The 17,950-nt window shown below is 75.1% G+C and carries 17 protein-coding genes; 10 read left to right on the plus strand and 7 right to left on the minus strand.

The window, feature by feature from the left end:
• Positions 1-246: 246 nt before the first annotated feature.
• Positions 247-1,797 (minus strand): amino acid adenylation domain-containing protein, encoded by a 1,551-nt coding sequence (locus OHA34_RS09700; protein WP_329521404.1) that lies wholly within the window; start codon positions 1,795-1,797, stop codon positions 247-249.
• A 289-nt stretch (positions 1,798-2,086) separates the two neighbouring features.
• Here OHA34_RS09700 and sbnA point away from each other — a divergent pair, with 289 nt between their 5' ends.
• The 4 genes from sbnA (at position 2,087) to OHA34_RS09720 (ending at position 5,633) form a co-directional block, all read left to right on the plus strand.
• Positions 2,087-3,076, plus strand: a complete 990-nt coding sequence (sbnA, locus tag OHA34_RS09705; protein WP_285940766.1) for a 2,3-diaminopropionate biosynthesis protein SbnA — start codon at positions 2,087-2,089, stop codon at positions 3,074-3,076.
• A gap of 40 nt (positions 3,077-3,116) precedes the next feature.
• Positions 3,117-4,157 carry a 2,3-diaminopropionate biosynthesis protein SbnB gene (gene sbnB / locus OHA34_RS09710; protein ID WP_285940767.1) on the plus strand — a complete coding sequence of 347 codons (1,041 nt, stop codon included), beginning with the start codon at positions 3,117-3,119 and terminating at the stop codon, positions 4,155-4,157.
• Positions 4,158-4,215: 58 nt separating this feature from the next.
• A complete protein-coding gene (locus OHA34_RS09715) occupies positions 4,216-4,449 on the plus strand; it encodes a hypothetical protein (RefSeq protein WP_285940768.1) in 234 nt (77 codons plus the stop codon).
• A gap of 80 nt (positions 4,450-4,529) precedes the next feature.
• Positions 4,530-5,633 (plus strand): acyl-CoA dehydrogenase family protein, encoded by a 1,104-nt coding sequence (locus OHA34_RS09720; RefSeq protein ID WP_329521405.1) that lies wholly within the window; start codon positions 4,530-4,532, stop codon positions 5,631-5,633.
• Here the strand turns inward: OHA34_RS09720 and OHA34_RS09725 are convergent.
• Positions 5,608-6,018 (minus strand): DUF2000 domain-containing protein, encoded by a 411-nt coding sequence (locus tag OHA34_RS09725; RefSeq protein WP_285940770.1) that lies wholly within the window; start codon positions 6,016-6,018, stop codon positions 5,608-5,610. The genes OHA34_RS09720 and OHA34_RS09725 overlap by 26 nt on opposite strands.
• 71 nt (positions 6,019-6,089) lie before the next feature.
• On the opposite strand from OHA34_RS09725, the gene OHA34_RS09730 reads away from it, so the two are divergent.
• A complete protein-coding gene (locus OHA34_RS09730) occupies positions 6,090-6,914 on the plus strand; it encodes a helix-turn-helix transcriptional regulator (protein WP_329521406.1) in 825 nt (274 codons plus the stop codon).
• Positions 6,915-6,960: 46 nt separating this feature from the next.
• Positions 6,961-7,962, plus strand: a complete 1,002-nt coding sequence (locus tag OHA34_RS09735; protein ID WP_329521407.1) for an ADP-ribosylglycohydrolase family protein — start codon at positions 6,961-6,963, stop codon at positions 7,960-7,962.
• Positions 7,963-8,131: 169 nt separating this feature from the next.
• On the opposite strand, the gene OHA34_RS09740 is transcribed toward OHA34_RS09735, so the two are convergent.
• From OHA34_RS09740 to OHA34_RS09755, 4 genes are all read right to left on the minus strand, one after another.
• On the minus strand, positions 8,132-8,695 hold the full coding sequence (locus OHA34_RS09740) for an alpha-ketoglutarate-dependent dioxygenase AlkB (protein WP_329521408.1): 564 nt from the start codon (positions 8,693-8,695) through the stop codon (positions 8,132-8,134).
• A gap of 9 nt (positions 8,696-8,704) precedes the next feature.
• Complete coding sequence (locus OHA34_RS09745) at positions 8,705-9,139, minus strand: TIGR03668 family PPOX class F420-dependent oxidoreductase (protein WP_285940774.1); 435 nt, start codon at positions 9,137-9,139, stop codon at positions 8,705-8,707.
• Positions 9,140-9,237: 98 nt separating this feature from the next.
• Positions 9,238-10,041 carry an enoyl-CoA hydratase gene (locus OHA34_RS09750; protein ID WP_285940775.1) on the minus strand — a complete coding sequence of 268 codons (804 nt, stop codon included), beginning with the start codon at positions 10,039-10,041 and terminating at the stop codon, positions 9,238-9,240.
• A 38-nt stretch (positions 10,042-10,079) separates the two neighbouring features.
• Entirely contained in the window at positions 10,080-10,727 is a 648-nt protein-coding gene (locus OHA34_RS09755; protein ID WP_285940776.1) for a class II aldolase/adducin family protein, read from the minus strand.
• A gap of 72 nt (positions 10,728-10,799) precedes the next feature.
• Here OHA34_RS09755 and OHA34_RS09760 point away from each other — a divergent pair, with 72 nt between their 5' ends.
• On the plus strand, positions 10,800-11,723 hold the full coding sequence (locus tag OHA34_RS09760; RefSeq protein WP_329521409.1) for a carbohydrate kinase family protein: 924 nt from the start codon (positions 10,800-10,802) through the stop codon (positions 11,721-11,723).
• A gap of 47 nt (positions 11,724-11,770) precedes the next feature.
• Here the strand turns inward: OHA34_RS09760 and OHA34_RS09765 are convergent, their stop codons facing one another.
• Positions 11,771-12,433: an ACT domain-containing protein gene (locus OHA34_RS09765; RefSeq protein ID WP_329521410.1), complete on the minus strand. Its 663-nt coding sequence runs from the start codon at positions 12,431-12,433 to the stop codon at positions 11,771-11,773.
• Between the two features lie 241 nt (positions 12,434-12,674).
• Here OHA34_RS09765 and grpE point away from each other — a divergent pair, with 241 nt between their 5' ends.
• The 3 genes from grpE (at position 12,675) to OHA34_RS09780 (ending at position 17,950) form a co-directional block, all read left to right on the plus strand.
• A complete protein-coding gene (gene grpE, locus OHA34_RS09770; RefSeq protein WP_285940779.1) occupies positions 12,675-13,433 on the plus strand; it encodes a nucleotide exchange factor GrpE in 759 nt (252 codons plus the stop codon).
• A 91-nt stretch (positions 13,434-13,524) separates the two neighbouring features.
• A complete protein-coding gene (locus tag OHA34_RS09775; protein ID WP_329521411.1) occupies positions 13,525-15,108 on the plus strand; it encodes an Hsp70 family protein in 1,584 nt (527 codons plus the stop codon).
• Between the two features lie 40 nt (positions 15,109-15,148).
• Positions 15,149-17,950, plus strand: coding sequence for a hypothetical protein (locus tag OHA34_RS09780; protein WP_329521412.1), 2,802 nt, complete (start codon positions 15,149-15,151; stop codon positions 17,948-17,950).

Below are 17,950 nucleotides of genomic sequence, written 5' to 3' on the forward strand. Positions count from 1 at the left end.
TGCGGAGCACTGCGGGCTCCGCCGCTTTCCGTCCTGACGGGGCCGACCGCGGCCCGCGTCACTACTCGGGAGTAGCGAAGCCACAGTTAACCAGCCTGTCACATGCCTCGCAATCCCCCCGAATGTAGAACTTGGCCCCAGGAATTACTCACGGGAGTTACAAAGCGGACGGTCAGCGGCGGCGCCGCGGCGGCATCGGACGCTCGTCAAGTGACAACGGTTGACGACCGGACACGGCCAGTGTCGTCACACAGAGTCAGCAGATCCTCCACCGCGGCGGGACGGGTATTCGTGCACCACGACCGCGGCGGCCCGGACGTCCGGATGCCGCTGGAGCACCGCCTCGATCTCGCCCAGCTCCATCCGGACGCCGGAGATCTTGACCTGCCGGTCCACCCGGCCGAGGTACTGGAGCGTCGGGCGGTCCTCGCCGCCCGCGCCGGCGGGCAGCAGCCGGACCGCGTCGCCCGTCCGGTACAGCCGGCCGGTCGGCGAGTCCCCGAACGGGTCCTGGTAGAACGCCTCGCGCGTCCGGTCGTGGTCGCCCAGGTAGCCGCGGCCGACGCAGACCCCGCCGACGAACAGCTCGCCGTCCTCGCCCACGTCGCAGGCCGTCCAGCGGCCGTCCTCCTCGCGCAGCACGTACAGCCGGGCGTTCACGACCGGGCCGCCGATGGGCAGGCGCAGCAGGTCCAGATCGCCCGCGGTCACGGTGTGGTGGGTGACGTCGTCGGAGCACTCGGTCGGCCCGTAGGCGTTGAGCAGCCGCGCGTGCGGGACCGCGGCCAGCCAGCGCCGCGCCAGCTCGGCGGGCAGCTCCTCCCCCGTCGCGATCATCCACCGCAGCCCGCCCAGCGACCCCGCCGGACCCGGGCCGGCGGCGCCCGCCAGGTCGTCCAGCAGGTGGCCGACCAGGGTGGGGACCAGCTCCACCACCGTGATGCCCTGCCCGTCCACCGCGCGGGCGAACGCCACCGGGTCGTGCCCGGTCTCGTCGCCGATCACGTCCACCCGGCCGCCGACCAGCAGCGGGCACAGCATCTGCCAGACCGAGATGTCGAAGCCGAGCGGGGCGGTCTGCGCGACCACGTCGGCGCCGGTCAGGCCCAGATCGACGATCTTGGCGTGCAGGTGGTTCAGCATCCCCTGGTGCTCGACGACCGCGCCCTTCGGGCGGCCGGTCGAGCCGGAGGTGAACAGCACGTACCGGGGACGGTCGGGGGCGTCCAGCAGCGGCGGCCCCGCCCACGGCGCGCACCCGGCCGCGCCCTCGGCGCGCACCACCCGGCAGCCGGCCTCGGCGGCCCCGTCCAGCAGCGCGGGCGCGGTCGCCCCGGTGTCGACGGTGAGCAGGACGGGCGCCTCCGCCTGCGCGAGCACGTCCCGCACGCGCGCCGCCGGCCAGGTCTCGTCGGCGGGCACGTACAGCGCGCCGATCAGCTCGATCGCCAGGAACGCCGCGACCACGGTGGCGCAGCGGGCCCCGCCGACGCCGACGACGGTGCCCGGCTCCACCCCGGCCGCCGCCAGCAGCGCGGCGATGCGGCGGGCCTCGGCCGCCAGCTCCGCATAGGACAGGGCGCGGGTCCGGTCCCGGACGGCCGGCCGGTCCGCCTCGGCGGCGAAGCGCTCCACCCAGGTGATCACCGGATCGGCCAGGTCGACCTCCCGCTCGCGCGCCATCCCGTGCCGTACGGCCAGTTCACGGGCCCGCTCGAGGTCCGCGGCGGGGATCGCGAGGGCCGGCAGCCCGGCCGTGGCCGGCAGCCGGTCGAGGACGGGTCGGCGAGCATTCATGTTTACTCTCCGTGATGTAAGACTTATGCACTGTCATCACCAAATGAGCGGTGGCATAGCCTATGTCGGTCGTCGCCCAGAAGCTCACCGGAATCCGCGCATTAGACCTTACTCGCTGGTAAGTGGGGGTTGCGGGGGAACATGGCCGAAGGTACGGTGAGGCTCCGCCACGGTTCGGTGAGAACCCCGCGGCGAACTTCGGGGGTCGACGGGGGGAACGGCATCAATTACCGAGACCGCCATTCCTTCCCTCGCGACCGACAATTGTCATTCATTCGAGGGTGGCAAAGTGCCCATCATCACCTCGCCGCAGGATTTTAATGTCGAGGACCTTTATGTGGATCTCGGGGCGGTACTCGGCCTGCCTCTGCATCTCAAGTGCGAGGGGTTCAACTTCGCCGGCTCGGTGAAGCTCAAGGCCGCGGCGGCGATGATCGAGGCGGCCGAGCGGGAGGGCGCGCTGACCCCCGGTTCGATCATCGTCGAGTCCTCCTCGGGGAACCTCGGCATCGCGCTGAGCCTGATCGCCGCGAGCAAGGGCCTGCGGTTCGTGTGCGTCACCGACCCGCGCTGCAACCCCGCGTCGATGCGGGTCATGCGGGCGCTCGGCGCCGAGGTGCGGGTCATCTCCCGGCAGGACGCCAACGGCGGCTACCTGGAGAGCCGGATCGGCTACGTGCGGAGCCTGTGCGAGTCCGGCGACCGCTACGTCTGGCTGAACCAGTACGCCAACCGCAACAACTGGGTCGCGCACCACCGCGGCACCGCCCCCGCGATCGACCGGCAGTTCCCCGGGCTGGAGGTGCTGTTCGTCGGGGCCGGCACCACCGGCACGCTGATGGGCTGCGCCCGCTACTTCCGCGAGCGCGCCCGCCCGGTCACCATCGTGGCCGTCGACGCGGTCGGCTCGGTCACCTTCGGCGGCATGCCCGAACGGCGCATGGTCCCGGGCCTCGGCACCAGCAGCCGTCCCGAGCTGGTCGACGAGGCCTACATCGACGACGTGGTGCACGTCCCCGAGACCGACACCATCCGCACCGTGCACGCCCTCGCGGCGCGCGGGTTCCTGTTCGGCGGGTCCACCGGCACGGTGGTGTCGGGGGCCGCGCGCTGGCTCGCCGAGAAGTACCCGGGCGAGCGGCCGGTCGCGGTGGCCATCGCCCCCGACCTCGGCGAGCGCTACCTCGACTCGATCTACGAGGAGAGCTGGCTGGTGGAGAACTTCGGCGAACTGGCCGCCGAGCTCGACCTGCCGGGCGCCGATATCCTCGGCGTCTGACCCCCATCCTCACCGACCGTCCTTCCCCGGAGTCGCCGACATGACGCAGCCACCCCCCTTCGCCGTGATCTCCGGAGCCCAGGTCCAGGAGGCGATCGGCGGGCGCGAGGAGCAGGTCACCCGGATGGTCGAGGCCGCCTACCGGCTGCACGGCGAGGGCCGGACGGTCAATCCCGACTCCTACTTCCTGCGCTTCCCCGACCGGCCGTCCTCGCGGATCATCGCGCTGCCTGCCTCGGTCGGCGGCGACGTGGGCGTGCACGGGATCAAGTGGATCTCCAGCTTCCCCGAGAACGTCGCCGCCGGGATCCCACGCGCCTCGGCGGTGCTGATCCTCAACGACACCGAGACCGGCTACCCGTTCGCCTGCCTGGAGAGCTCCATCATCAGCGCCGCCCGCACGGCCGCGTCCGCCGCGCTGGCCGCCGCCGAGCTGAGCGACCGCCGGGACGGCCCGGCCTCCGCGGGCCGCCCGCGCCGCGTCGGGTTCGTCGGCGCCGGGCTGATCGCCCGCTACGTCCACATGTACCTGGCCGCGAACGGCTTCGCGTTCGATCGGCTCGGGGTGCACGACCTGTCGGCCGAGCACGCCGAGGGCTTCCGCGGCTACCTGGAGCGCTCCGGCTCCGGCACGGTCACCGTGCACGACCGGGCCGAGGACCTGATCCGCTCCAGCGACCTGATCGTCTTCGCCACCGTGGCGGGCGCGCCGCACGTCACCGACCCCGGCTGGTTCGGGCACAACCCGCTGGTGCTGCACGTCTCGCTGCGCGACCTGTCGCCCGAGATCATCCTGTCGGCCTACAACGTGGTGGACGACGTCGAGCACTGCCTCAAGGCCGACACCTCGCCGCACCTGGCCGAGCAGCGGTCCGGGAACCGCGACTTCGTCGCCGGGACCCTCTACGACGTGCTGGAGGGGCGGACCCGCCCGCCCGCCGACCGGCCGGTCGTGTTCTCCCCGTTCGGGCTCGGCGTCCTCGACCTCGCCGTGGCCCGCTACGTCTACGACCGGGTCGCCGCGTCGGGCGCGCTGAACACCGTGCCGGACTTCTTCCACGAGCTCAAGCGGCACGGCTGACCCGTCCGGGCGGCGCGGGGCGACTCTTGGACGCGCGCAGAACGGGAACGCCGTCGGTATGACCGACGAACGCGGCGACGTCCAAGAGCTGAGCGACTTCGAACTCGTGGTGTACGAGGCGGTCGCCGAGATCGACAAGGACGGGGGCGCGGCCGACATCGACACCCTCAGGGAGCAGATCGGCCGGCCCGAGGAGGACATCTGGGCGGCACTGGGCCGCCTGGTCTCGGCGAACCACCTGCACTCGACACCCGCCGGCTTCACCCTCGGCCCGCACGACTGGGCACCCTGACCCCGGCCGCCGGCCCCGGAGCACGAGTAGGGCACAATGCCCGACCAAGCACAAGGTCGGCTATTTCAGGAGGCCGCTGGATGAGGCTCGTCGTCACCGAGGAACAGCGGGAACTGCGCGCGACACTGCGCCGCTTCTTCGCCGACAGATCGCCGGGCGCCGAGGTCCGGCGGCTGATGGAGACGCCCGAGGGCCACGACCCGCGGGTCTGGGCGCAGATGGCCGGCCAGCTCGGCCTCCAGAGCCTGGCGATCCCCGAGGAGTACGGCGGCGCCGGGTTCGGGGTGCGCGAGCTGGCCGTGGTGTTCGAGGAGATGGGCCGCGCGCTGGTCTGCTCCCCCTACCTCGCCACCGTCGCGCTCGCCGGCACCGCGCTGGCCGCCTCGTCCGACGAGGCCGCCAAGCGCGACCTCCTCCCCGGCATCGCGTCCGGCGACACCATCGCCACCCTCGTCGAGGGCGCGCCCGTCACCGCCCGCCACGACGGCGGCGGCGGCTGGGTCCTGGACGGCGCGGCGCCGCAGGTCCTCGACGGCCACATCGCCGGGCTCCTCCTGGTCGCCGCCGGCACCGGCGAGGGCACGGCGCTGTTCGCGGTGGACGGCACGGCGCCCGGCCTCGACCGCGCGCCGCTCCCCACCCTCGACCAGACCCGCCGCCTGGCGCGGGTCGCGTTCGCCGCCGTCCCGGCCCGGCGGATCGAGGGCGACGCGGCGGCCGTCCTCGCGCGCACGCTGGACGTGGCGGCGGTCGCCCTCGCGGCCGAGCAGCTCGGCGGCGCGCAGCAGGCCCTGGACATGACCGTGGAGTACGCCAAGGTGCGGCACCAGTTCGGCCGCCCGATCGGCTCGTTCCAGGCGGTCAAGCACCGCTGCGCGGACATGTTCGTGCAGGTGGAATCGGCCCGATCGGCCGTGCTGAACGCGGCGGAGGCCGCCGACGAGAGGCCGGCCGAGCTGCCCGCCGCCGCCGCGCTCGCCAAGGCGTACTGCTCGGACGCCTACCTGCACACCGCGGGCGAGACCATCCAGCTCCACGGCGGCATCGGGTTCACCTGGGAGCACGACGCCCACCTGTACTTCAAGCGGGCCCAGTCGTCCCGGCAGCTCTTCGGCTCCCCCGACCGGCACCGCGCCCGGCTGGCCGAGCTGGCCGGCATCACGGGTGCAGTGGCAGCCCCTTGAGCGCCTTGTCCACCGGGTTGCGCGGCCCGTGCACGCCGAGCCCGACGAGCGGCAGCCGCGCGGCGTCGGCGGCGCGGACCGCGGCCCGGTTGTCCTCGTCGTGGCCGGTCTTGAACATCTCCTCGATGTAGACGGCGAGGTCGAACCCGCGGGCGACCGCGCGCTCGTGCACCCGCGCGAGGTCGTCCGCGGTCGCGGTGTAGACCAGCACGGGCTGCCGGAACATCGCCAGGTAGCGGCGATCCGCGGCGTCCTCGTAGGGCTCGCCGAGCAGTCCGGGGGGCCCGCCGGCGAGGGCGCCGGCCAGGAAGGCGGTCACGTTGAGCCGCTGCCACGCCGCCAGGTCGTCGCGGACCACGATGCCGATCTTGGTGTCGAAACGCATGCGGCCAGCCTGGCCCGGTTCCGTCCGGCCGTCTTGGACGCTCGTGCGCCCCGTCCTGGGAGAATGGCGGCGTGACGCGCGAGTGGACCCGGTACTGGCGGTCCGGCGACCGGCCCCTGGAGGCGATGCACGCCCACATCGAGCGGCACGCCTACCACCGGCACAGCCACGAGACCTACTCGTTCGGCGTCACCGAGGACGGTCGCCAGGCGTTCCGCTGCCGGGGCGCCGCGCACACCAGCACGGCCGGCATGGTCATGGCCTTCAACCCCGACGACCCGCACGACGGGCACCCCGCCGACCCCCTGGGGTTCACCTACCGGATCGTGCACATCGGGCCGGAGGTGGTGTCCGGCGTCCTCGCCGACATCGCCGGACGGCCCGCCGCGGCGCCGCTGTTCGCCGCCCCAGTCGTCGCCGACGCCTTGCTGGCGAACGGTCTGAGCGCCCTGCACGGGGCGCTGCTCAACGGCGCCCCGGCGCTGCGCCGCGACGAGCTGCTCACCGCCGCCGTCGGCGCGATGGTGAACCGCGCCGCGACCGGGCCCCTGCGCGCGGCGCCGCCGCCGGGCGTCGCGCGGATCGCCGAACGGGCCCGGCTGCGGCTGGACGAGGCCCCGCTGCAGGACGTGTCGGGCGGTGCCCTGGCCGAGGCGGCGGGATGCAGCCGGTTCGCGCTCTACCGGGCGTTCCGGCAGGTGCACGGGATGGCGCCCAGCGACTACCAGCGGCAGCTCCGCCTGCGCGCCGCGCAGCGGCTGCTCGCGCGGGGCGAGCCGATCGGCGCCGTCGCGGCCCGGACCGGCTTCGCCGACCAGAGCCACCTGACCCGCTGGTTCGTCCGCTGCTTCGGCATCACGCCCGGCGCCTACCGCCGCGCCACCGCCCCCGATTAGGAAACAATGCGGCGAGGACGACGTACGGGGAGAAGGAGGACTCGCCATGACGCGGCGGGCGAGCGGGACGGTCTTCGGGCTGGCGTACGGGGACGCGCTCGGCGCGCCCACCGAGTTCCTCGGCATGGAGGAGATCGCCCGGCGGTTCGGGCCGGACGGCCCGCGCGAGCCCACCGGGTCGCCCGCGCCGGTCACCGACGACACCCAGATGGCCCTCGCCGTCGCCGACGGGCTGCTCGACGCCCCGCGGGACGTGCCGCTCACCCCGGATGTGATCGTCCCGCTGTGGCGACGCCGGTTCGTCGACTGGCTGTACAGCCCCGACAACAACAGGGCGCCGGGGAACACGTGCCTGCGCGCCTGTGAGGGCCTCGCCGCCGGGCTCCCCTGGCTCCAGGCGACCCAGCGGGACTCCAAGGGGTGCGGCGCCAACATGCGGGTCGCGCCGGTCGGCCTGGTCCCGGGGCTCACGGCCGAGCAGCGGTCGGCCGCCGCGCAGCTCCAGGCCGCCCTCACCCACGGCCACCCGACCGGGCTGGCGGCCAGCGAGCTCACCGCGTACGCCGTCCGGTGGCTGTGCGACGGCCTGGCCCCGGCCGGCCTGCCCGCCGCGCTCCGCGACCACTGCCACGCCCAGCGGACCACCTACCACGAGGACTGGCTCGGCGACCTGTGGCAGCGTCCCGCCATCGACTCCCCCGCCGCGTTCATCTCCCGCGGCTGGGACGAGTGCCTCGGCGTCCTCGACCGGCTCGACGCCGCCCTCGCCGCGCCCGACCGGCGCGCCGACCCGTGCGCGGCGACCGGCGCCGGCTGGGTCGCCGAGGAGGCCCTCGCCACCGGCCTGCTGTGCTTCCTGCTGTTCCCGGACGACCCGGTGGGCGCCCTCGCGCGCGGCGCCGCGTCCTCGGGCGACTCCGACTCGATCGCCTGCCTCGCCGGCGCCTTCGCGGGCGCGCACCTCGGCATGGACGCCTGGCCGCCCGCCTGGCGCCCCCGGATCGAGTACACCGGCCACCTGACCCGCGTCGGCCTCGCCTGGGACTGAGTTGTCTTTCAAGCCCGGCCCGGCGTTCTCGCCTGAAGGCTCGGACGCCGACCGTGCTCGGGCGAGCGCGGCATCGCTTCGCGATCCGGCCGGTGGGGCTCGCCTCCGGCTTCGCCCCACCGGCCAGGTAACGCGCTCGCGCTACGGCTGAGGCGCGTTGAAACCGGCCCTAAGTCTTCAGCACGGTCCGCAGGGTGACCGAGATCCGCCGGCCGCGCGCGACCCGGGCCGGGGCGCCGTCCGGGCCGGGGTCGGTCTTGCGCGCGGGGATCGCGTGCCGCCACGCGAACCGCGACGGGCCGGTCATGACGCACAGGCTGCGCGGTTCGAGCCGCCGCGCCTCCCTGCCCTCGCCGTCCTTCTCGCTGAACTCCATCACGCAGCCCGACAGCAGGCTCACCGCCGCGACCACCGGCCCGAAGCACGGGACGCAGTCGACGTGCGCGCTGATCCCCTGGCCGGGCCGGTACTCGTTCACGATCACCTGGTCGGGCGGCTCGCCGAGGTGCCCCTCGGCGTGAAGCCGTCCGCCCAGGTCGCTCGCCCAGCCGGGCAGCGGCGGGGCGGGCGCTCCGGCGGCCACGCCGCGCCGCCCGTAGTCGTAGCGGTGGCCGTAGTGCTGGACGCGGCGCTTGAGCTGATCGGACCAGTCCGCCGCGTCGATCCGTTCGGCCAGGACCTGGGCGTCGGCGGGCGACAGCCAGTCGTTCACAAGGTGCAGACCGGGAGGCATCCCGGCAAGCTAGTCGATTCCGTCCGCCGTGGCGGCCCATCCGGTCCAGCGCTCGATGGTGACCGCGATGACCGGCCCCTCCGGAGGGCGGTCGCGGTACTGCGCGTAGCGGGACGCGAGCAGCCGCACCGGCCCGGCCATCGCCGCCGGGTCCTCGACGACCCGGGCGCGGCCGTCCACCCGCACCCACCAGAGCCGGTCCCAGTCGTCCTCGTAGTGGTCGGCGAGGAGCGCCACCCGGGGGTTGGCGCGGATGTTGGCCAGCCGCTTGAGGTCGCGGGTGCTCTTCGGCTTGTGGTCGACGGCGGTGTAGACGGTGCCCCGGTGGACGGTGAAGCTGACCGGGACCAGGTGCGGGCGGCCGTGCTCGTCGGCGGTCGCGAGCCGCGCGACCGGAACCGTCATCAGCCGCAGCCGCGCGTCGTCCGGAGGAAGCCTGGGCACGGCGGCAGCCTGTCACGGCCCACCGTCCCACGCCAGCACCGGGGCACCGGGCGTCAGGCGCAGGTCACCGTCACCTGGACGGTGGCGGCGCGCCAAAGTCAGTCGCGGAACTCCGGAGGGCGGTTCTCCTTGCGGGCCTGGATCGCCTCCTCGAAGTTGCGGGTGGTGAGGCGGACGTAGAGCTGGGCGATGCCCTCGTGGTCCATGTGCGCGTTCAGGCTCGCGGCGTCCAGGCCGGACCACAGCATCCGCTTGGTCAGCTCGACGCCGGGCCGGCTGAACCCGGCGATGCGCTCGGCCAGCTCGTCGCAGGCGTCCAGCAGCTTGTCGCCCGGGACGGTGCGGGAGACCAGGCCGATCCGCTCGGCCTCGGCCGCGTCCACGTCCCGGCCGGACAGCATGATCTCGAACGCGCGGGACGCGCCGATCGCGCGCGGCAGCAGGTAGCTGAGCCCGAGCTCGCTCGCGGTGAGGCCGTTGTTGATGCCCGCCGCGCGGAAGTAGGCGGTGTCGGCGGCCAGCCGGATGTCGGCGGCCAGGCTCAGGCACAGGCCGCCGCCGATCGCCGGGCCGTTCACCGCGGCGATCACCGGCTGGTGCAGGCGGCGCAGCGCGCGGACGACGTCGTCGAGCAGCTCCATCGAGCGCAGCGCGATGGAGCTGACCGTGAGCCCCTCGATGCCGGGGATCGCCCCGGGCGACTCCAGGTCGGCGCCGGAGCAGAAGCCGCGGCCGGCGCCGGTGACCACCACGACGCGGGTGCCGTTGTCCCGGCCGACCTCCTCCAGCGCCTCGCGGAACGGGACCATCACGTCGAAGGCCATCGCGTTCATCCGCTCGGGCCGGTTCAGCGTGATCCGGGTGACGTGCGGCCGGGGCTGATCGATCAGGACAAAGGACATCGGCGCCCCCTCCTCCAGGTAACCTAGCAAGCGCTAGGTTACAGGTCGGCCGGCCACTCCGCCGGGGCGAGGCCGCGTTCGACGACGGCGGTGAGCTGTTCCTCGGTGAGGATCCGCGGCTCGCCGATCGTCCTGGCGCGCACGTAGACCCCGCACAGCCACTCCAGCAGCCGCGCGTTCTCGAACGCCTCGTCCAGGTCGCCGCCGATCGCGACGCCGCCGTGGTTGGCCAGCAGCGCGGCCCGCTTGCCGCCCGCCATCGCCGCGCGCACGCTGGCCGCCAGCTCCGGAGTGCCGTAGGTGGCGTACTCGGCGACCCGCACCACGCCGCCGAGCAGCAGCGTGTTGTAGTGGATCGGCGGCAGCTCGTCCATCGTGCTGGCGACGACCGTCCCGTAGGTGGAGTGGGTGTGCACGATCGCGGCGGCGCCGGTCGCCTCGTAGATCGCCAGATGCATCGGCGTCTCCGAGGACGGCGCCCGCGCGCCCTCCACCGGGCCTCCCCGCACGTCCACGACCGGGCAGTCGGCAGGGGTCATCCGGTCGAGCATCACCCCGCCGGGCGTGACCGCGACCAGGTCCCCCACGCGCACGCTGACGTTGCCCGCCGCGCCGGTCACCAGGCCGGTTCCGGCCATCCGGCGGCCGACCTCGCACAACGCGCTCCGCTCGTACTCCAGCACCATGTGAACACCTCTCACGTTCTTCGGTCTCCAGGGCGTACGCTACGGCCCTGACGATCATTAGGGAGCGCGGTCATGGCTGTCGTCACGCTCGGCGCGCACATCATCGACGTCCTCGCCCGTCCGGTCGAGGCGATCCCGCCGGGCCAGGACACGGTGGTGGTCGACCAGATCAGGGTGACCGCCGCGGGCGCCGCCGCCGGGACCGCGGTGGCCCTGGCCCGGCTCGGCAACCAGGTCGTCTCCGTCGGCGCCATCGGCGACGACGACCTCGGCGACCTGCTGGTCGCGGTGATGGGCCGGCACGGCGTCGACGTCACCGGGCTGGTGCGCCGCACCGCCGACCAGACCAGCGCCTCGATCCTGCCGATCCGCCCGGACGGCGGCCGGCCCTCGTTCCACGTGCCGGGCGCCAACCTCACCCTCACCGCGGGCGCGGTCGGCCCCGGGCTGCTCGCCGCCGCGGACGTGGTGCACCTCGGCGGCCCCGACGTCACCTTCGGGCTGAACGACCCTGTCTTCTTCGCCATGCTCGCGGCGGCCCGCGACACCGGCACCGTGGTCACCATGGACCTGCTGTCCAACCTCCCCGAGCTGGTCAAGGGCGCGAGCGCGTTCCTGCCCCACGTCGACCACTTCCTGCCCAACCAGGAGCAGGCCGAGGCGATGACCGGCGAGGCCCTCCCGGTGCCCGCCGCGCTCGCCCTGCTCGACCAGGGCCCGCGGTCGGTGGTGGTCACCCTCGGCGAGCAGGGCAGCGTGGTGGTGACCCGCGACGGGGTCACCCGGCTGCCCGCGCTGGAGGTCGACGTGGTCGACACCACCGGCTGCGGCGACGCCTACTGCGCGGGCTTCATCACCGGCCTCGTGCACGGCGAGGACGTCGTCGAGAGCGCCGCCTGGGGCGGCGCCGCGGCGGCGACGGTCGCGCAGGGCCTCGGGTCGGACGCCCACCTCACCGACCTGGACGGCGTGCTCGCCCTCCTCGGCCCCCGCTGACCCGCCTCCGACCGGCCGCTCACCCCCGGCCGGTCACCCCCGGCCGGTCATCCGGTCGCGAGCCGGATGCCCGATCCGCTCAGCACGGTCTCGGCGGCTCCGACGAGCTGCGCCAGCCGCGACACCTCCGTCTGGTGGAACGGCGGCGCCCCGGTGCGGGCGACGAGCAGCACGAGGCCCCGCTCGGTGCCGCTGGAGATGGGCCCGGTCGCGTACTGGGTGCCGTCCGGCGCGGTGAAGGACCGGGGCCGCAGCGGGCGCAGGACGGGGATCCTCCCGCCGGGGACGCCGCCCGCGCTGGCGTACACCAGCGCGGCGTCCTCGCCCGACTCGTCCGCCCCGGGCTCGGCGAGCCCCGCCCAGTCGGCGCTGAGGATCGCCGGGACGGCGTCGGCGAGGATCAGCGCGCCGCGCCGGGGGTCGGCCGCGAGCTGGCCGATCACCGCGGCGTCCGGGAAGGCGCCCTGCGGCTCGGCGGTGGGCCAGACGCCCACGATGCCGACGCCCGGGATCGAGCCCAGCCCGTCGCAGAGCCGGTCGATGCCCGCCCCGGCGGGCCAGGTCACGGTGAAGTCGTCGAGCGCCCGCCCGTTGTCGCGTTCCAGGACCGTCATCTGGACGACGTCGGCGCCCGCGGCCCCGAGGGTGCGCGCCACCTTGGCCAGCGATCCGGGACGGTCCGGCAGCCGGACGCGGATCCTCAGCAACATCGCCACCTCCTCCACGCGCGGTCTGCGCGCGTCCTCACGCGCCGTACGCGGCCTTGTGCCGGGCCGCTCCCTCTACAGTGCGGGAAGCGCGTTTCCATCGTGTTACCCATGCGTGTCCGCGCGAAGAAACCGGCGCGGAAGGGGCCGGTGCGAGAGAATGGGCACCGGTCACCGAAAAGTCCGATGAAGGTGGACTACAGGCTCTATCCCCCGTCCCTCCCTCCCATTAAGGTAACTGCACGTGTCGAGCGACCGCGAGCTCCGGGTCAGCGACGGCTCCGCCACGGAGCCGCGGCGCGAGCATGCCCAGGTCGCGGAGGCCGCCCAGGCCCCCCAGGGGGAGACGGCCGGACCGGACGGCGACGACCTCGATGACGGCGGCGAGCGGTTCCGGGGCGAGGTCAGGACGGCGCTCGCCGTCCTAACGGCGCGGCTCGACCGCGACCACGACCGCGCCGCGCACCGCGAGGCGATCATCGACCGGCTGCACGAGGAGAACCAGCGGCTCCGCCGCGGCGAGCTCCAGGAGCTGCTCGAACCGGTCCGCGCCGCCCTGTACCGCCTGCACGACCAGGCCCGCCGCGAGTCCGAGCGCTGGTCCGAGCCCGCCCCGCCGGCGCCCGCGCACGCCGCGCGGCTGCTGGCCGCGGTCGCCGACGACGTCGCCGACGTGCTCGCCCGGATCGGCGCCGAGCGCTTCGCCCCCGAGCCCGGCGAGCCCTACGACGCCTCCCGGCACCGTCCGGTCGCGGTCACCCCCGTCACCGATCCCGGACGGGCGGGCACCGTGGTCGGCGTCCAGGCGCACGGCTTCGAGCAGGGCGACCGGGTCCTGCGCAAGGCCGCCGTCCACGTCGGGAAGCTCGCCACGGACCCGGCCGAGACCGTCACATCGGACGAATCCGGCACGTCCGGCCTTCCCGGCTCGTCCGACCGGGCTGCGCGAGGGCGCGCGGAGCGAGACGATGGACACCGCCGGACCCTGAACACCAGAGGATGAACACCGGACCCGCCCACATCCACGAAACCGGGAAGGGAGCAAGCGCGGACGCCGCGGCGCCCAACGGCCGCCGCACCTTCGCGCGACTCTGATGGCCGTCTACGGGATCGACCTGGGGACCACCTACTCCTGTATCGCCTCCATCGACGATGTGGGCCGTCCCACGGTCCTGCGCAACCTGGAGGGCACCGACACCACGCCCTCGGTCGTCTACTTCGAGAGCGGCGAGAACGTGATCGTCGGCGCCACCGCCAAGGACACCGCGGTGCTGGAGCCCGACCACGTGGTCAGCCTGATCAAGCGGGACATGGGCCGGGAGGTGACCCGGCCGATCCACGGCATCGACTTCACCCCCGAGGAGCTGTCGGCGTTCATCCTGCTCAAGCTGGCGACCGACGCGCGCACCACGACCGGCGAGGAGGCCCGCGACGTGGTCGTCACGGTGCCGGCCTACTTCGGCGCCGCCGAGCGCGACGCCACCCGCAAGGCCGGCCGGATCGCGGGCCTGAACGTCATCGACATCGTGTCCGAGCCGATCGCCGCCGCGATCACCTACGGGGTGCTGAACCCGGGCGCCGACCGGACGATCCTGGTGTACGACCTCGGCGGCGGCACCTTCGACACCACCGTGATCGCGCTGCGCGGCGGGCACATCGAGGTGGTGTGCACCGACGGCGACCACGAGCTCGGCGGCGCCGACTGGGACGCCCGGCTGGTCGAGCACCTGGCCGAGCGGTTCCGCGCCGAGCATCCGGACGCGGGCGACCCGCTCGACGACCGGCAGACCGAGCAGCAGCTCCGCCGCGACGCCGAGGACGCCAAGAAGGCGCTCACCACCCGTACCGCGCACACCGTCCGGGTGATGCACGACGGGCGGGTCGCCACGGTCGAGCTGACCCGGGAGAAGCTGGAGGACCTGACCAGGGACCTGCTGGACCGGACCGTCGAGATCACCGGCCGCACCCTGGCCACCGCGGCAGACAAGGGCGTGCACGACTACGACGACCTGGTGCTGGTCGGCGGGTCCACCAAGATGCCGGTGGTGGCGGCGCGGCTGGAGACCGAGCTCGGGCTGGCGCCCCGGCTCCAGGACCCCGACCTCGCGGTCGCCAAGGGCGCGGCCCTGTACGCGTTCGAGGAGACCTACCGGCGGCTGGTCAGCGAGGGCGCCACCGAGCGCGCCGAGGAGATGGCCAGCCGGGCGGGCCTGTCGGCCGAGCAGCAGCGGGAGATCGCCGGGCGGCAGATCAAGACGGTCGCCTCGCACGCCTTCGGGATCGTGGTGGTCGACCGGGAGACCGGCGCCGAGCACGTCGCGCACCTGGTGCACGCCAACGACGAGCTCCCGGCCGCCCGGACCGAGGACTTCTTCACCGTCTACGACGACCAGACCTCGGCCGACGTGCGGGTGATGGAGCAGGCCGGCAGCGTCGAGTCGGCCGAGCTGATCGACAACGCCGAGATCGCCACCGGCGAGATCCGGGTGCCCGCCGGCAAGAAGGCGGGCTGGCCGATCGGGGTGACGTTCGCGCTCGACGCGTCCGGGCTGCTCAACGTGACCGCGGTGGAGAAGGAGACCGGCGAGCGGCTGGAGCTCAAGGTGGACGTGGGCGGCATGTCCGAGGAGGAGGTCGAGCGGTCCCGCAAGGCCCTGTCCCGGGTCCAGGTGAGCTGACCGGGCGGGCCCGGAGCCCCGCGCCGAGCGGAGCGGAGCGATGTTCGCAGACGAGTGGTACCAGCGGGAGGTGCTCGAGCCCGCGCGGGCGGCCGGCGACCAGCCGCCCGAGGACCTGCGGGTCCGGTACGCGCTGCCCGAGCCGCTGGCGGCGGCGGCCGTCACGGCGCGGGTCAAGCAGGTCCGGCAGTGCTGGCGGCGGGCCCGCGGGCAACTGAAGTACCGCAAGCTCGTCGACCGGCTGGAGGCCGAGCACCGCGAGCTCGCCCCGGTCTTCGACGCGGCCGGGCGCGGCGACCTCCGCCCGCTGGACGAGCGGCTGCGCGGCGGGCGGGAGCTGACCCGGCGGCGCCTCGGCCGGGCGCGGGCGCGGCTGGCCGACGCGGCGGGGACGCTGCGCATGGTCGCGCCCGCCGAGGTCGAGGAGATCGCACGGGCCGGCGGGGTCACCCTGGACGAGCTGGCGGGCCTCGCCCGCGCCGACGGGATCGAGGTGCTCGAGCCGGACGCGCTGCCGACCGCCGCCCCCTACCCCGCCTACCCCAAGGTCCGCGAGTCGCTGGACGTGCTCGGCAAGCCGCACCTGGCGGGCTTCCTGTTCGGCGCCCGGCTGTCGGGACCGATGCGGGTGCTCGGCGGGTTCGCGGCCCCGGGAACGGGCGGCGCGGGCGGCGGCGCGGGAGCGTCCGGCGGCGCGGGCGGGGTCCTGCGGCCGACGCCCACGGCCGTGGCGGCGGCGGGCGCCGAGTGGGCGCGGCACAGCCGCGACACCAGCACCACGCACGCCGACACCGTCCTCGCGGCGCTGCGCTCCGGCGCCGACCCCGACGGGCTGCTGCTGTTCGACGTGGTCGACCGGCTCCGGGAGCGGCTGCGGCAGCGGGCGTCCGAAGCGGCGCTGCTGCGGCACGCTGTGGAGGACCTCGGGGTCGAGCCCGGCGACGCGCGGCGGCTGGTGTTCGCGGTGCTGCGCGAGGCGGGGCCCGGCGGGGGCCTGGCGGGACGGCTGCGCACGCTGCTGGACGCGGGCGAGGTGCACGCCGCCGCCGAGCTGGCCGGCGCGTCCCGGACGGGGCGGCCCGGCGACGCGGCGGCGCCGGGGCTCCCAGGGCCGTGGGGCGAGGGCGGGCGGTCCGAGGAGGAGGTGCTGGCGGCCGAGGCGCGGCACCGGCTGGGCACCGCCGTCCGGCTGCGCGAGGCCGCCGTCGCCGACGACGACCCCGACCGGGCCTGGCGGCTGCTCGCCGACGCGCTGCGACTCGTCCGCGACCTGCCGGGGGCGCTGGAGCACCAGCGGCGGCTCGCGCCGCGGCCGGTGCCGTCGCTGCGCGCCGACGTCGACGCCCCGGCCGGGACCGGCGCGCCCCCCGACCCGGCGGACGGCACGTCCGCGGGCCCGGCGGACGGCACGGCGGTGCGGCTGTCGTGGCCGGCCTCGCCGTCCACCGCGGGCGAGGTGATCTACCACGTGGTGCGGCGCCGCGGCCGTCCGCCGCGCGGCGCGGCCGACGGCGAGCCGGTGCCCGGTGCGCGCGACGACCGGCCGCCGGTGAACGTGCCCCTCTACTACGGCGTGGTCGCGGTGCGCGGCGAGGCTGCGTCGGCGCCCGCCGTGGCCGGGCCGGTGGTCGTCCGGCCCGAGCCGCGGGAGGTGGCGCTGGCCCCCGGCGACGGCGTGGTGACGGGCCGGTGGCGGTGCCCCGCCGAGGCCGCGCGGATCCATCTCGTCCGCGACGGGCGGGTGGTCCCGGCGGAGCGGGAGGGGTTCCGCGAACGCGTCCCGAACGGCGCGACCCACCACTACCGGGTCAGCGCCGTCTACCTCGACGGGACGGGCCGCGAGGTCGTCACGCCCGGCGTGCCGGCGTCGGTCACGCCGGGCGCGCCGCCCGTCCCGGTGTACGAGCTGGCCGCCGAGCCCGACCCCGCCGACCCGGGCCTGCTGCGGGTGCGGTTCGCGCCGCCGCCGCACGGCACCGCCGAGCTGGTGCTGGTGGACGGCCCGCCGCCGTGGCCGCGCAGCGCGCTCGTGCCGGTCGAGGAGGTGCGGCGGGAGAGCCGGCGGCTGGCGGGCACGCCGGCCGGCGACGGCCTGGAGGTGCGGCCCGGCAGCGGCTGGCTGCTCGCGGTGACGGTGGCCGGGGGCACCGCCGCGATCGGCGCGTACCACCGGCACGTCGACCTGCCGCCGCCGCGCCGCCTGGTCGCCGAGCGGCGCGGCGCGCACGTGCACGTCGGGTTCGACTGGCCGCCGGACGTGGCGGAGGTGGAGCTGGCCCACCGCGTCGGCGCCGGACCGGCCGGGCCCGGCGACCGGACCGAGCCGGGACGCGCCGCGGAGACCGCCGAGCCCGCCGGGGGTTCTGGGACCGCCTCCGAACACCGGACCGTCACCCGCGCCGCGTACGACACCCAGGGCGGGGTCCGGCTGCCGGTGCCCGAGGACGAACCGGTCGAGGTGACGGTGGCCTCCACCGGACGGGTCGGCGGCGTCCGGGTGACCGGGCCGCCGGTGACGGCGGCCGTCGCCGCGTCCGCCGTGGTGCGCTACGACCTGGTGCGGGGCGGCCCGCCGTGGCGGCGGTCGCTGACCGTCCGGCTCACCGCGTCCAGGCCGCTGCGGATCGGCCGGCTCACACTGGTGCTGCGCGCCGGGCGGGTGATGCCGCACGGCGCGGGCGACGGCGAGACGGTCGGCGCGTGGGAGCGGGTGCCCGTCCCCGGGGAAGTCTCCCTCCCGCTCCCGGACGCCCCGGGCCCATACTGGCTGCGGTGCTTCACCGACGACGAAGCCGTGGAACTCAGCGATCCCCCCGTCCGCCGCCTCCAGGTCCAGCGATGA

It is taken from the genome of Spirillospora sp. NBC_01491 (genome assembly GCF_036227065.1).
Taxonomy (GTDB): domain Bacteria; phylum Actinomycetota; class Actinomycetes; order Streptosporangiales; family Streptosporangiaceae; genus Spirillospora; species Spirillospora xylanilytica.

Bases quoted from the DNA above. Each gene is read 5' to 3' on its own strand.
- OHA34_RS09700 (WP_329521404.1), bottom strand. From the start codon at position 1,797: ATGAATGCTCGCCGACCCGTCCTCGACCGGCTGCCGGCCACGGCCGGG.
- sbnB (WP_285940767.1), top strand. From the start codon at position 3,117: ATGACGCAGCCACCCCCCTTCGCCGTGATCTCCGGAGCCCAGGTCCAG.
- OHA34_RS09715 (WP_285940768.1), top strand. From the start codon at position 4,216: ATGACCGACGAACGCGGCGACGTCCAAGAGCTGAGCGACTTCGAACTC.
- OHA34_RS09720 (WP_329521405.1), top strand. From the start codon at position 4,530: ATGAGGCTCGTCGTCACCGAGGAACAGCGGGAACTGCGCGCGACACTG.
- OHA34_RS09725 (WP_285940770.1), bottom strand. From the start codon at position 6,018: ATGCGTTTCGACACCAAGATCGGCATCGTGGTCCGCGACGACCTGGCG.
- OHA34_RS09735 (WP_329521407.1), top strand. From the start codon at position 6,961: ATGACGCGGCGGGCGAGCGGGACGGTCTTCGGGCTGGCGTACGGGGAC.
- OHA34_RS09740 (WP_329521408.1), bottom strand. From the start codon at position 8,695: ATGCCTCCCGGTCTGCACCTTGTGAACGACTGGCTGTCGCCCGCCGAC.
- OHA34_RS09750 (WP_285940775.1), bottom strand. From the start codon at position 10,041: ATGTCCTTTGTCCTGATCGATCAGCCCCGGCCGCACGTCACCCGGATC.
- OHA34_RS09755 (WP_285940776.1), bottom strand. From the start codon at position 10,727: ATGGTGCTGGAGTACGAGCGGAGCGCGTTGTGCGAGGTCGGCCGCCGG.
- OHA34_RS09760 (WP_329521409.1), top strand. From the start codon at position 10,800: ATGGCTGTCGTCACGCTCGGCGCGCACATCATCGACGTCCTCGCCCGT.
- OHA34_RS09765 (WP_329521410.1), bottom strand. From the start codon at position 12,433: ATGTTGCTGAGGATCCGCGTCCGGCTGCCGGACCGTCCCGGATCGCTG.
- OHA34_RS09775 (WP_329521411.1), top strand. From the start codon at position 13,525: ATGGCCGTCTACGGGATCGACCTGGGGACCACCTACTCCTGTATCGCC.
- OHA34_RS09780 (WP_329521412.1), top strand. From the start codon at position 15,149: ATGTTCGCAGACGAGTGGTACCAGCGGGAGGTGCTCGAGCCCGCGCGG.